General features: G+C 70.5%; 10 protein-coding genes and 1 rRNA gene. 5 read left to right on the forward strand and 6 right to left on the reverse strand.

Features of this window, described 5'->3' with window-relative positions; all coding sequences use genetic code 11:
* Positions 1 to 159: 159 nt before the first annotated feature.
* Together rrf and ACFY3J_RS10365 are read left to right on the forward strand one after the other, a co-directional pair.
* Positions 160 to 276, forward strand: a 5S ribosomal RNA gene (gene rrf, locus ACFY3J_RS10360).
* A gap of 69 nt (positions 277 to 345) precedes the next feature.
* Positions 346 to 912, forward strand: a complete 567-nt coding sequence (locus ACFY3J_RS10365) for a GNAT family N-acetyltransferase (protein WP_384177419.1) — start codon at positions 346 to 348, stop codon at positions 910 to 912.
* A gap of 9 nt (positions 913 to 921) precedes the next feature.
* Here the strand turns inward: ACFY3J_RS10365 and ACFY3J_RS10370 are convergent, their stop codons facing one another.
* The 6 genes from ACFY3J_RS10370 to ACFY3J_RS10395 form a co-directional block, all read right to left on the reverse strand.
* Positions 922 to 2508 carry a type VI secretion protein gene (locus ACFY3J_RS10370; RefSeq protein WP_384177421.1) on the reverse strand — a complete coding sequence of 529 codons (1587 nt, stop codon included), beginning with the start codon at positions 2506 to 2508 and terminating at the stop codon, positions 922 to 924.
* A 13-nt stretch (positions 2509 to 2521) separates the two neighbouring features.
* Positions 2522 to 3946, reverse strand: coding sequence for an ATP-binding protein (locus tag ACFY3J_RS10375; RefSeq protein WP_384177423.1), 1425 nt, complete (start codon positions 3944 to 3946; stop codon positions 2522 to 2524).
* A gap of 14 nt (positions 3947 to 3960) precedes the next feature.
* Positions 3961 to 5520: an SCO6880 family protein gene (locus ACFY3J_RS10380; RefSeq protein WP_384177425.1), complete on the reverse strand. Its 1560-nt coding sequence runs from the start codon at positions 5518 to 5520 to the stop codon at positions 3961 to 3963.
* Positions 5517 to 6848 (reverse strand): hypothetical protein, encoded by a 1332-nt coding sequence (locus ACFY3J_RS10385; protein WP_390840708.1) that lies wholly within the window; start codon positions 6846 to 6848, stop codon positions 5517 to 5519. The genes ACFY3J_RS10380 and ACFY3J_RS10385 overlap by 4 nt, the downstream gene beginning before the upstream one ends.
* On the reverse strand, positions 6838 to 7686 hold the full coding sequence (locus ACFY3J_RS10390; protein WP_390840709.1) for a hypothetical protein: 849 nt from the start codon (positions 7684 to 7686) through the stop codon (positions 6838 to 6840). The genes ACFY3J_RS10385 and ACFY3J_RS10390 overlap by 11 nt, the downstream gene beginning before the upstream one ends.
* A gap of 225 nt (positions 7687 to 7911) precedes the next feature.
* Positions 7912 to 8220 carry a hypothetical protein gene (locus ACFY3J_RS10395; protein WP_009189392.1) on the reverse strand — a complete coding sequence of 103 codons (309 nt, stop codon included), beginning with the start codon at positions 8218 to 8220 and terminating at the stop codon, positions 7912 to 7914.
* A 468-nt stretch (positions 8221 to 8688) separates the two neighbouring features.
* Here ACFY3J_RS10395 and ACFY3J_RS10400 point away from each other — a divergent pair, with 468 nt between their 5' ends.
* From ACFY3J_RS10400 to ACFY3J_RS10410, 3 genes are all read left to right on the forward strand, one after another.
* On the forward strand, positions 8689 to 9525 hold the full coding sequence (locus ACFY3J_RS10400; RefSeq protein WP_384177430.1) for a trypsin-like serine peptidase: 837 nt from the start codon (positions 8689 to 8691) through the stop codon (positions 9523 to 9525).
* Positions 9526 to 9658: 133 nt separating this feature from the next.
* Positions 9659 to 10666 carry an NlpC/P60 family protein gene (locus tag ACFY3J_RS10405; protein WP_384177432.1) on the forward strand — a complete coding sequence of 336 codons (1008 nt, stop codon included), beginning with the start codon at positions 9659 to 9661 and terminating at the stop codon, positions 10664 to 10666.
* 248 nt (positions 10667 to 10914) lie between these two features.
* Positions 10915 to 11625 carry a phosphatase PAP2 family protein gene (locus tag ACFY3J_RS10410; protein WP_390840710.1) on the forward strand — a complete coding sequence of 237 codons (711 nt, stop codon included), beginning with the start codon at positions 10915 to 10917 and terminating at the stop codon, positions 11623 to 11625.
* Positions 11626 to 11669 lie beyond the last annotated feature (44 nt).

Below are 11669 nucleotides of genomic sequence, written 5' to 3' on the forward strand. Positions count from 1 at the left end.
GGTTGATAGGCCGGATCTGGAAGCACCGTGAGGTGTGGAGGTGACCGGTACTAATAGGCCGAGGGCTTGTCCTCAGTTGCTCGCGTCCACTGTGTTGGTTCTGAAACCACGAACAACCCCACGCATACGTGTGTGGTGCGGTTGATTGTTTCATAGTGTTTCGGTGGTCATAGCGTGAGGGAAACGCCCGGTTACATTCCGAACCCGGAAGCTAAGCCTTACAGCGCCGATGGTACTGCAGGGGGGACCCTGTGGGAGAGTAGGACGCCGCCGAACAAATTTTAACGAAAGGGCCCACACCGAAAAGGTGTGGGCCCTTTCGTTTTGGTGCATTACCGTGGCCCCATGAGCAGCCCCAGCAGCACCGAGCAGTACGTCGTCCGTGCCGTGCGGACCGAGGAGTGGCCCGCCGCGAAGGCGCTGCGGCTTCTCGCGCTCCAGGACCCGGTGGCCCATCTCGCCTTTCTGGAGACGTACGACGACGCCATGGCCAGGCCGGACTCGTTCTGGCAGGAGCGGACGGCCGGGGCCGCCGTGGGGTCGGGCGACGCCCGGCAGTTCGTCGTGGAGGGGCCGGACGGCGAGTGGGCCGGAACCGTCACCGTGCTCGTGGAGGAGGCCGGCACGACGGACTGGGCCGGGTTCCCGGTCGAGCGGCGGCAGGGACATGTCGTCGGTGTCTATGTGCGGCCCGAGCACCGCGGGTGCGGGCTGACCGAGGTGCTGTTCGACGAGGCCCTGCAATGGGCCTGGGACACCGGCGTGGAGCGGGTGCGGCTGATCGTGCACGAGGACAACGGGCGGGCCCTGCGCTTCTACCGCAGGATCGGCTTCCTGCCCAGCGGGGTCACCGTGCCGCTGACCGCCGGTTCGGCGGAGTCGGAGCTGGAGTACGTCCTCGAACGCCCCTGAGGGCCCTGGTCACGCCGGGAGTTCGTCGTGCGGCCAGCGGGCGCGTGCCTGCTCGCGGGAGCGGAGCAGGGCCAGCGTGGGCAGCCCCTGGTCGGCTCCGTCGGCCAGCAGCCCCGGGAGCTGGGGCAGCGGGGCGACGGCGGCCACATCGTCCAGGACGAGTGTGAGTGGTGGGTCGAGGCGACCGGAGGATGACCGTTCGGCCATGCGCCGGCCGCGCTCGACCACGCTTGAGGCGAGTGCCGTCAGGAGGGGCATCGCACCCGGGTTGGTCCGGGGATCCTCGAGGGATTCGCCGACCACATAAAGCGTGCCCCCTTCGTTCACGAAGGAATCCAAGGCGACGGCATCAGTTCGGTTTGGAGTGCAGGCCTCACGGATGTTCACCGTGAAAAGTGAGGCCAGTGCGCGACTGGTCAACTCCTGGGCGAGGTCGCGCCGTTCGGGGTACGAGGTGAGCGAGGCCTCCAGCTCGCCGGCCGATCCGGCGGCGGCCTTGGGGTTCGTACGGAGGATTCGCACGGCCTCCTGGACCTGTGTGCCCTGCGCCCAGCGGTGGACGTGGCGGACGGCGCGGCCGTCTATGGCGGCGGCGTGCAGGAAGCTGCGCAGAAGGGTTTCCGCGGTGTCGCCGGTCGCCTGGTCGACCTTGGCGGTGGGGCGGACCGGGGCGAGCAGCGCGGCGGCTCTGGCGGCCGCGGTCGCCTTGTCCTCGCAGCCCGCCGTGGGGGACCAGTGGAGGCGGGCCGGGGTGTCGCAGAGGTGGGCGGGGTCGTAGAGGAGGACCGGGCCCAGCTTGGCCCGGGAGTCCTTCGTGTCCTGCCACAGGGCCGGGTTCGACGTGATGACGAGGGCCGGGCCTGCCGCGTCCCGGATCGCCTGCGCCGCGGCCGCCTGCCGGGCCTCTCGCGGTGCGACCAGGACCTTCTCCCGTCCGCCGATCGGTCCGCCATGGCTGCCGGCGGCGAAGGGGACGAGGGGCTGTGCGGGGGGCGTCGCGGGTGCCGGCCGGTCCGCGGGCCGGGGTTCCCCGACCGGCTGCTGGGCTTCCACGGTCTGCGGGGTCTCCGCGGGCTGCTGGGCGGCCACGAGCGGCCGGCCGGGCTCCGGGGCCGTCCGCTGGGTGGGGACCTCCTGGGGAACCGGCGCAGGCACCTCCTGGGGTTCCGGCGCCGCCGCCCGTTCCCGGGCCGCCGCTCTCTCCGCCCGTCTGCGGGCTCTCCCGGCTCTCCACCGGGCCACCGTGCCCAGCACGAACACGGTCAGCACGAACAGCACCATCAACTGGCCGATGAACAGGCCCCAGAACAGCCCGTACCCCGACAGCCGCTCCGGCGCGGTGTCCGGCCAGGCGCCGGGAATGTCGTGCGGGTCGGCGACGAGGTGGCGCATCGCCACCGGTGTGCGGGTGAAGGCGACTCCGGAGGGCCAGGAGCCGTTCGCGAACAGACCGGCGAGTCCGGTGGCCGTCCACACCAGCAGGGTCATGCCGAGCAGGAAGGCCAGGACGCCGACCAGCAGGCCGTCGGGAACGCCGCCCTGGCCGTCCCGCCGGCCCTGGCGGCCCTGTCCGTGGTCGCGGTCGTCCGGTCTCACGCGTGCGTCCCCTCTAGGCCACCGTCGACTCCGAGGAGCCGTCCAGGTCGGCGATGTGCTGTCCCATGAAGGCCGCCGCCCGCTCCTCGGCCTCCGACTCCGCGGCGCGCAGGGTGTCGTCGGAGAGGCGGTCGCTGGAGGACTCCGTCATGGCGCGGTCGGTGAACACCAGCGGCCGTTCGGTCTCGGTGACCAGGTGTTTGACCACCTGGACATTGCCGTTGACGTCCCACACCGCGATACCGGGCGTCAGGGTCGGGATGATCTCGACCGCCCATCTGGGCAGGCCGAGCACCCGTCCCGTCGCCCTCGCCTCGTCCGCCTTCTGGGCGTAGATCGTCCTGGTGGAGGCCATCTTCAGGATCGCCGCGGCCTCCTTGGCCGCCGCTCCGTCCACCACGTCGGACAGGTGGTGGACGACGGCCACGAACGACAGACCCAGCCGGCGGCCGAACTTCAGCAGCCGCTGGAACAGCTGGGCCACGAACGGGCTGTTGATGATGTGCCAGGCCTCCTCGACCAGGAAGATGCGCTTCTTGCGGTCGGGGCGGATCCAGGTGTGCTCCAGCCACACGCCGACGATCGCCATCAGGATCGGCATGGCGATGGAGTTGCGGTCGATGTGGGACAGGTCGAAGACGATCAGGGGCGCGTCCAGGTCGATGCCGACCGTGGTGGGGCCGTCGAACATGCCGCGCAGATCGCCGTCGACCAGGCGGTCCAGGACCAGTGCCACGTCCAGGCCCCAGGCCCGTACGTCGTCTATGGCGACGTTCATCGCCTCGGCCGACTCCGGTTCGGGGTGCCGGAGTTGTTCGACGATGTCCGACAGCACCGGCTGGCGTTCCACGATCGTCTCGTTGACGTACGCGTGGGCGACCTTCAGCGCGAAGCCGGAGCGCTCGTCCAGGCCGTGGCCCATCGCGACCTCGATGATGGTCCGCAGCAGCGCCAGCTGGCCCGTGGTCGTGATCGACGGGTCCAGGGGGTTGAGCCGGATGCCGTGGTCCAGGGCCGCCATCGGGTCCAGCCGGATCGGCGTTATTCCCAGCTCCTCCGCGATGAGGTTCCATTCGCCCACCCCGTCCTCGCCCTGGGCGTCCAGCACGACGACCTGGCGGTCGCGGAAGCGGAGCTGGCGCAGGACGTAGGTCTTCTCCAGCGCCGACTTGCCGTTGCCGGACTCGCCGAGGACCAGCCAGTGCGGCGCGGGGAGTTGCTGGCCGTACAGCTGGAAGGGGTCGTAGATGTAGCCCTTCCCGGAGTACACCTCGCGCCCGATGATGACGCCCGAGTCGCCCAGGCCGGGCGCGGCGGTGGGCAGGTAGACCGCCTGGGCCTGGCCCGTGGACGTTCTCACCGGCAGCCGGGTCGTCTCCACCTTCCCGAACAGGAAGGATGTGAAGGCGTCCGTGAGTGCGGTCAGAGGGTCCCGCATCAGAGCATCAGCCCCTACCGTCGGATTCCGGTGGCGAACGGAAGCGTGTTCACGAAGGCACGGTGGTGCTCGCGGTCGCACCACTCCAGTTTCAGGTAGGACTTCCCGGCCGAGGCTCTGATCGTCCGCTTGTCGCGGGCCAGGGACTCGGGGGAGCGGGAGGACACGGTGATGTAGCCGACCAGGTTGACGCCGGCCGCGCCGCTGGCGAGGTCCTCGCCGCGCTGGTCGAGGCGGCTGTGGGCGGCCACGTCGCGCGGGTCCACGGTGCGGTTCATCTTCGCGGCGCGGCTGGCCTCGGCGACGTCGTTGGTCTTCTCGGTCAGCATGCGCTCGATGGCGACCTCGGTGGGTTCGAGGTCCATCGTGACGGCGACGGTGCGGATGACGTCCGGGGTGTGGACGAGGAGGGGCGCGAGGAAGTTCACGCCGACCGGGGTCATCGGCCACTCCTTGATCCAGGCGGTGGCGTGGCACCAGGGTTCGCGGGTCGCCGACTCGCGGGTCTTGGCCTGGAGGTACGTCGGCTCCATGGCGTCCAGTTCGGCCGGCCAGGCGTTGCGCTTGGTCATCGCCTGGATGTGGTCGATGGGGTGGTCCGGGTCGTACATGGAGTGGATCAGCGAGGCCAGCCGCCCCTGACCGAGCGGCTGGCGTACGCGGATGTCCGCTTCCTGGAGCCGGGAGCAGATGTCGGTCAGCTCGCGGGCCATGACGACCGCGAGTCCGGCGTCCCGGTCCAGTTTGCGGCCCGCCTGGGGCCGGGCGGCCCGGGCCATGGCGTGGGCCTCGGCGGCGAGTTCGCGGGTGTAGTGCATGCAGGCGACGAGGTAGGCGCGGTGCTGCTCGCTGCTGGTGGACACCATGGACTGCAGTTGGTCGTAGGACCCCTGGAGCCACCGCGGCGCCCGCTCGTCCCCGCGTACGGTGACGTCCTTGGCGTGGGCGTCGGGGTCGGCGGGGAGGGTGCGGGCGAGCATCTGCAGGCGGGTGACGAAGCCGTCGCCGTTGGCCACGTGCTTGAGCAGGGTGCCGAAGCGGTCGACGAGGGCCTCCTGGTCCTCGGAGTCGCGCAGGCCGACGCCGGGGCCCTCGATCTCGATGGCGGCGGTGACCGTCTTGCGGTCGGCGTGCAGCAGTACGGCGATCTCGTCCGGTCCGAACGGCGCGGCGAGCCAGGTGATCCGGCCGATGCCGGGCGGCGGCCCGATCTCGACCTCCCGGCCGTCCAGGTCCGTTCCGGCCTCCATCACGCCCGAACGGTAGACGGCGACGCTCTTGACGGTGCGCTTGTAACTGCGGTTGATCTCGAACCACTTGTAGAACGTGCGGTGCCGGTACGGCACGTAGACCGCGGCCAGCGACAGCAGCGGGAACCCGGTCAGCAGCACGATGCGCAGGGGCAGCACCGGGACCAGCAGGCCGCACATCATGCCGATGAACGCGCCCGCGATGATCAGGACGATCTCACCGGTCTCGCGGTTGCGGCCGACGATCGCGTTCGGCCGGGCGCGGCCGATCAGATATGTACGGCGGGGCGTGACCGTGTGGGACACATGGGAATCGGTCGTCAACGCCCTTCACCTCCCGTGCGGTTGGTACTGCTCTTGCGGGTGCTTCCGGCGTGAGGGGTGTTCACCGGGCTGGGCGCGCGGGGAGCGGGCGCGGCGGAGGGGACGGATCCGCCGCCGTCCGGGACGCGCGCGCTGTGCGCGGCGACGCCGCCGGAGACCGGGTTGGCCGGGCGCGCGGACGACTGGCCGCCGCCACCGCCATTGCTGTCGGCCCGCGTGCTGTGGGTCTTGATGCCCTGTGCGACCAGGCTGGCCGGGGAGCTGATGACCGCGGCGGCCTTGCCCTCGGCGCCCTGCATGATGCGGTTGTTGCGGCCTGCCGCGATCTCGTCGCCGAAGCCCGGGACGAACCGGTAGATCATGGCGCTGGCGAAGATGGCCAGCAGGATGATCGCGAGGCCGGAGACGACCGCGGAGAAGGCGCCGGGTCCGTTGTCGCCCGAGGACAGCGCACCGGCGAGCCCGAGCACGATCACGATGACCGGCTTCACCAGGATCACCGCGATCATGATTCCGGCCCAGCGGCGTACGTGCCCCCACAGGTTCTTGTCGACCAGTCCGGCGTAGACGACGGTGCCGAGCAGGGCGCCGACGTACAGCAGGGCGGCGCGGATGACGAGTTCCAGCCAGAGCACGCCGGCGGCGAGGATGGAGACCAGGGAGACGACGATCAGCATGATCGGTCCGCCGCCGATGTTCTCGCCCTTGGCGAGCGCGGCGGAGAACGTGCCGAAGAAGGTGCCGGCCTGGTCGCCGGTCGCCTTGGCGAGGACGTCGGAGACGCCGTCGGTGGCCGAGACGACCGTGTAGAGGATCAGCGGGGTGAAGGCCGAGGCGAGCACGGTCAGCCAGAGGAAGCCGACCGCTTCGGAGATGGCGGTGGACAGCGGCACGCCGCGCACGGCCCGCTTGGCCACGGCCAGCAGCCAGAGCAGCAGCGTGAGCACGGTCGACGCGGCGAACACGACCGCGTACTGCTGGAGGAACTTCTGGTTGGTGAAGTCGACGTTCGCGGTCTCCTGCACGGCCTTGCTGAGCTTGGTGACCGTCCAGGAGGCGGCGTCGGCACAGCCCTTGGCGAGGGAGGAGAGGGGGTCGAGGGTGGAGACGGGGTCGGGGGCCCGGGAACCGCCGCCGCTGGGGCTGTTGCCACGCTCGCAGTACTGCCTGGCCCGACCGACGATGAGGTCGCAGTTGTTGTCGCTCGGCGAGGGCGTCGGGCTGGGTGAGGGCGCGGCGACGGCACGGGTGGCCAACAGCACGACCGACGTCTGCACGGCTGCCACGGCTCCGGTGAGCCCGAGCAGGCGCTGCTTGCTACCGGGCATACGTGAACCCTCCGTACTCTTCGATGGCCTTGCGGATCTCGTCGGAGGTGGCGGCCTTGTCGTCACCGGGGACCGGGGCGGGGCCGTCCTTCTGGGAGTCGGAGACGATCTTCCAGTCGCCTCTCGACCACTGGAGTTCGAACGTCCACGTCTTCCAGGACGAGGTGACCGGGTCGGTGGAGGTCTCCGCGGACATGCCGATCAGTCCCATGTACCAGACCGCGATCTCGGCGCCGCTGTCGCTGTACTGCTTCACGGTGGTGCCCACCGGCACCACGCGTGAGACGAACGTGCTGCCGGCGGGCGGGTTGCCTTCCGCGTCCAGGCCCAGCCGGTCGAGGAAGTCCGCCGAATAGGCCTGGTCCATGGGTCCTTGGAGCCTGGCCGCCGCGTCGGGGGTGTAGAGGAGGTCCAGGAGGGTGTGCCGGGTGTCCTTCTTGAACATGCCGGTCGAGCCGAGGGCCACGGCGTAGTTCGCGGCAGCGCTCTGCGCCCCCTGTTCGTCGTGTGCGAACCCCGAGGGGATCCCGCCCGTCTTCGTCTGCACCGGCTGCTTGCCGGTCGCCGCGGTCGCCGCCGCCTTCGGCTTGTCGGCGTTGCCGCCGGCGGCGGGGGAGCGGCCTCCCGAGCGGTTCGCGAAGGCGATCGCGGCGATGAGGAGGACGACCACGGCGACCACCGTGATCAGGCTGCGCGAGGACGAGCGGCCGCCGCGCCGCGCGCCGCCGTAGGGGTCGCCGGGCCGGTCCGGGAGCCGGGTGCGGGTCTGCCCGCCCGCGTACGGCCCGTCGTCGGCGCGCGCCGAATCGCCGTACCCGCGCCCGTCTGAGCGACTCATGCCCCTTCCGCCCCCTCGACCTCGTACCGGAATGCGTGGAAGTACGACGGTAGCCGTGCTGGTTCCCGCGTGGACGCGGTGTGGTGACTCGACATCAGGGAAACGCAACCTCAGCCGGTGGGCACGGTGGGTGGGTAGGGGCAGCGGGGGCACCGGGCGCGCCCGGAGGGTCCGACCGGCGGTGCGCACGGAGCACCGTGCGCGGCATGCGCGGGTGTGCGCCGGTTACACGGCCATGCCGTACACGATGGTGAAGAGCGTGCCGAGCGAGCCGATGATGAACACGCCCGTCAGACCGGCGATGATCAGGCCCTTGCCCTGCTCGGCGCTGAACGTGTCGCGCAGGGCCGTGGCGCCGATGCGCTGCTTGGCGGCGCCCCAGACGGCGATGCCGAGGCAGAGCAGGATGGCCACGGCCATCACCACCTCGATCATCACCTTCGCCTCGTTGCCCAGGCTGCCGAAGGGGCCCCAGTTCGGAGCGATCCCGCCGATGATGGTGTTGATGTCTCCCTTGTCGGCCGCAAAGAGCATGTAAGTCACCGCCCCTGTTGGGTAGTTCCGCGTCCCCTGCCCTCGTGCAGAGGCCAGGCCCATTCTCGCCGACAATGACGCCGCCGTATGTCGACTTGGCGGCATTGCCTGGTGGGTTTCGTACGTATGGTCACTCTGTGTATCACGGCAGGTCACGCCGGGCAATGAAGTCCGACCGCAACCCGTGGTGTGGTTCCGTCGTTGACGTTTCTTGCGTGTCGGTACGGTTTCTGACGACCAGTCGGGTGAGCGGTCGCCCGTGGCCGATGGTCTCACGCTTTTCCGCGGTGGCACCGCGTTCGCAGGTCCGCCGGCTCCGGCGTCGAGCGGGCCGTCGGGCGGGATGCGTCGTGAGGGACACGTCGGGAGGGGGTGTGAGGCCGGTCATACGATGAACGGGCGTTTCACAGGAGAATCTCAGGGAAGTCGGGGTCCGATTCTCACCCTCGTCCATCACAGTGGAGCCTGATGAAGCGCACCACAGGTATCAAGAACACCGCTGATCGCGCACGCCCAGGGCATCGCTGGGCCGGTGCGCGGACGTTGTTCGCCGTGCTGGTGCTGCTGGCCGTGACCTCCGCTTCCGTCGCGGCCGCGCACGACGGGCCCGGCCGGCTCGGGGCGACCGGACCGCTCGGTGTGACCGGACCACTCGGAGTGACCGCCGTCACGTCGAAGACCCCGCAGGGCGCGCGGGTCGGGGCGCTGTTCGGCGCGGACAAGGCCGGCGACCTCGCCGGCAACCACTTCTGCACGGCCTCGGTGGTGCACAGCCCCCACCGGAACCTCATCGTCACCGCCGCCCACTGCCTGGGCGGGGACTCCGCCCTGGTGTTCGTGCCGGGGTACCGGGACGGCCGTGCGCCCTACGGCGTGTGGACGGTCGGGCGGCGCTTCCTGCCCGACGACTGGTCCGCGCGCCAGGACGAGGACAGCGACGTGGCCTTCGCCGTGCTCGCCCGGCAGGGCGGCAAGGGTGTCGAGGACGTCGTCGGTGCCAACCGCTTCGTCACCGGGGCGTCGACCGGGGCGACCGCGGTCACCGTCACCGGCTACCCGGACTCCCGTGAGGTGCCCATCAGCTGCACCAACCGGCCGCAGGTCCACAGCGGTACCCAGCAGCGCATCGACTGCCCGGAGTTCACCGGCGGCACCAGCGGCAGCCCGTGGATCAACGGTCACCAGGAGGTCGTCGGCGTGCTCGGCGGCCACGAGGCGGGCGGCTCGACGCCGGACACCTCGTACAGCGTGGTCTTCGGGACCGGCGCGGCGGAACTCTACAAGGGCGCGTCCGCCGGTCCCTGATCCGCGCCGGGCTCCCGGCGGGGTCGCACGGCGGCCGGCCGCCGTGCTGCCCTGCGCCCGTGTGTGATCACCTCAAAAGCGCGGCGGGCGCCTCTACACTGTCGACGGCGGACTCCCGTGTGATGAGGGGCGGTTGACGGTGCGTAAGGCATGGATCGTGGCGGCCGCCGCCGTCGCCTCCGGGCTCAGCTTCGTCGCCTTGCTCGTCGTCGGCGTGTACGTCGTCGCGGGGAACATCTCGGGCGGGGCGGGAGGCGGGGCCGTGGGGCTCGCCAAGGGCGCCGTGCCGGCCGCGTACCAGTCCCTCGTGCAGAGGTGGGGCAACCTCTGCCCCGCGATCAACCCGGCTTTGCTGGCGGCACAGTTGTACCAGGAGAGCGGGTTCAACCCGAACGCCAGGAGCCCCGCCGCGGCGCAGGGGATAGCGCAGTTCATCCCGAGCACCTGGGCCACACACGGCATCGACGGCGACGGCGACGGGAAGGCGGACGTCTGGAACCCCGATGACGCGATTCCGTCGGCCGCGTCCTACGACTGCGAACTCGCGTCGTACGTCAAGGACGTGCCGGGCGACGTGACCCACAACATGCTCGCCGCCTACAACGCCGGGGCCTACGCGGTGATCAAGTACGGCGGCGTGCCACCGTACGCGGAGACCCGGAACTACGTGAAGACGATCACGACCCTGGAGAAGAGCTTCGCCGCCCCCGTCGCCCGCGTCGATCCCTCCAAACAGGCCGCCGTGGCCATCTCCTTCGCGCAGAGCAAGCTCGGCACACGCTATCTGTGGGGCGGGAACGGCACCGCTGAGCAGGGCGGACGGTTCGACTGCTCGGGGCTGACCAAGGCCGCCTACGAGAGTGTGGGGATCACGCTGCCGCGGGTCGCCAACGACCAGTACAACGCCGGTCCCCATCCCGAGCGGGACGAACTGCTTCCGGGGGATCTGGTGTTCTTCTCCGACGATCCGACCAACTCGCGGGCCATCCGGCACGTCGGCATCTACGTCGGCGGCGGGTACATGATCGACGCGCCGAGACCGGGCGCCGTGATCCGCTTCGATCCCATCGACACACCCGACTACTTCGGGGCCACCAGGGTCACCGAGGATGGTGCGAAAGCGCTCCCCACCACGGTGTGAACGGACGCTGAGCCAACTCCCTGAGCTGCGGCGACGAGTCTCTCTTCGATAACGTCTGCGTGATCATTCGGTGGAGTGCGGAACGTATCCATCAGGGTCGTGCGTTGGTGTTGACGTAGCCAAGTGTGCGACCGGTGGCGTGTGTGCCCTACGCGCGTGCAGCGGAAGCGGATCCACGACCACGGGGGTGGGCAGGGGCGGCGCACGCCGGTGCGCCCGCGACGACACGACGAAGGGGCCTCAGCAGGATGGCTGGACTCGCCGAATCCGGGTCGAACCCCGACGTCAACCTGCTCTACGACATCAACAGCCTGGCCAAGGACGCGCCGCGCTGGTTCGACCGGGTCATGGAGTACGTCGGTGAGTACGGGCTGCTGCTCGCCATGGTGCTGCTCGTGCCGTGGTGCTGGTGGTCCGTGCGGCGCCGGGGCGGCGAGGGGGCGGCGTCGGCCGTCGCCGCGCTGGTGTGGGCGCCGCTGGCGGCCGGTCTCGCGGTGCTCGTGAACGTGCCGATAAGGGGTTTCGTGCAGCGGCCCCGGCCCTTCCTGGACCATCAGGGCCTGGATGTCCTGGTGCAGGGGAAGACCGACTACTCCTTCGTGAGCGATCACGCGACGATCACCATGGCGATGGCGGTCGCTCTGTTCGTCGTCGACCGGCGCTTCGGCCTGGTGGGGATCGGGCTGGCGGTGCTCGAGGGGTTCTGCCGGGTGTACATGGGCGTGCACTATCCGACGGACGTGGTCGGGGGGTTCGCGCTGGGTACGGCTGTCGCGCTGCTGCTCTCCCCCCTGGCCGTGGCCCTGCTCACGCCGCTGCTCAAGGCGGTCGAGGGGTCGGCGTGGGGCGGCTGGCTGGTGCGTGCGCGGGGTGCCGGTGCCGGTGCGGGCGACGCGGTGCTCTCCGACCGCCCCTCCGAGGAGCGGGCGTCGTCGGAGGAGCGGGACCTGGCGGCGTAGCCGGGCGCCCCGGGGCCCACCGCGGCACCTCGGCGGTACGGCCG

This window comes from Streptomyces sp. NPDC001231 (genome assembly GCF_042896885.1).
GTDB lineage: Bacteria > Actinomycetota > Actinomycetes > Streptomycetales > Streptomycetaceae > Streptomyces.

Excerpts from the sequence above, each read along its gene's own strand:
- ACFY3J_RS10375 (WP_384177423.1), bottom strand. The coding sequence starts at position 3,946 with ATGCGGGACCCTCTGACCGCACTCACGGACGCCTTCACATCCTTCCTG.
- ACFY3J_RS10365 (WP_384177419.1), top strand. The coding sequence starts at position 346 with ATGAGCAGCCCCAGCAGCACCGAGCAGTACGTCGTCCGTGCCGTGCGG.
- ACFY3J_RS10395 (WP_009189392.1), bottom strand. The coding sequence starts at position 8,220 with ATGCTCTTTGCGGCCGACAAGGGAGACATCAACACCATCATCGGCGGG.
- ACFY3J_RS10390 (WP_390840709.1), bottom strand. The coding sequence starts at position 7,686 with ATGAGTCGCTCAGACGGGCGCGGGTACGGCGATTCGGCGCGCGCCGAC.
- ACFY3J_RS10385 (WP_390840708.1), bottom strand. The coding sequence starts at position 6,848 with ATGCCCGGTAGCAAGCAGCGCCTGCTCGGGCTCACCGGAGCCGTGGCA.
- ACFY3J_RS10400 (WP_384177430.1), top strand. The coding sequence starts at position 8,689 with ATGAAGCGCACCACAGGTATCAAGAACACCGCTGATCGCGCACGCCCA.
- ACFY3J_RS10410 (WP_390840710.1), top strand. The coding sequence starts at position 10,915 with ATGGCTGGACTCGCCGAATCCGGGTCGAACCCCGACGTCAACCTGCTC.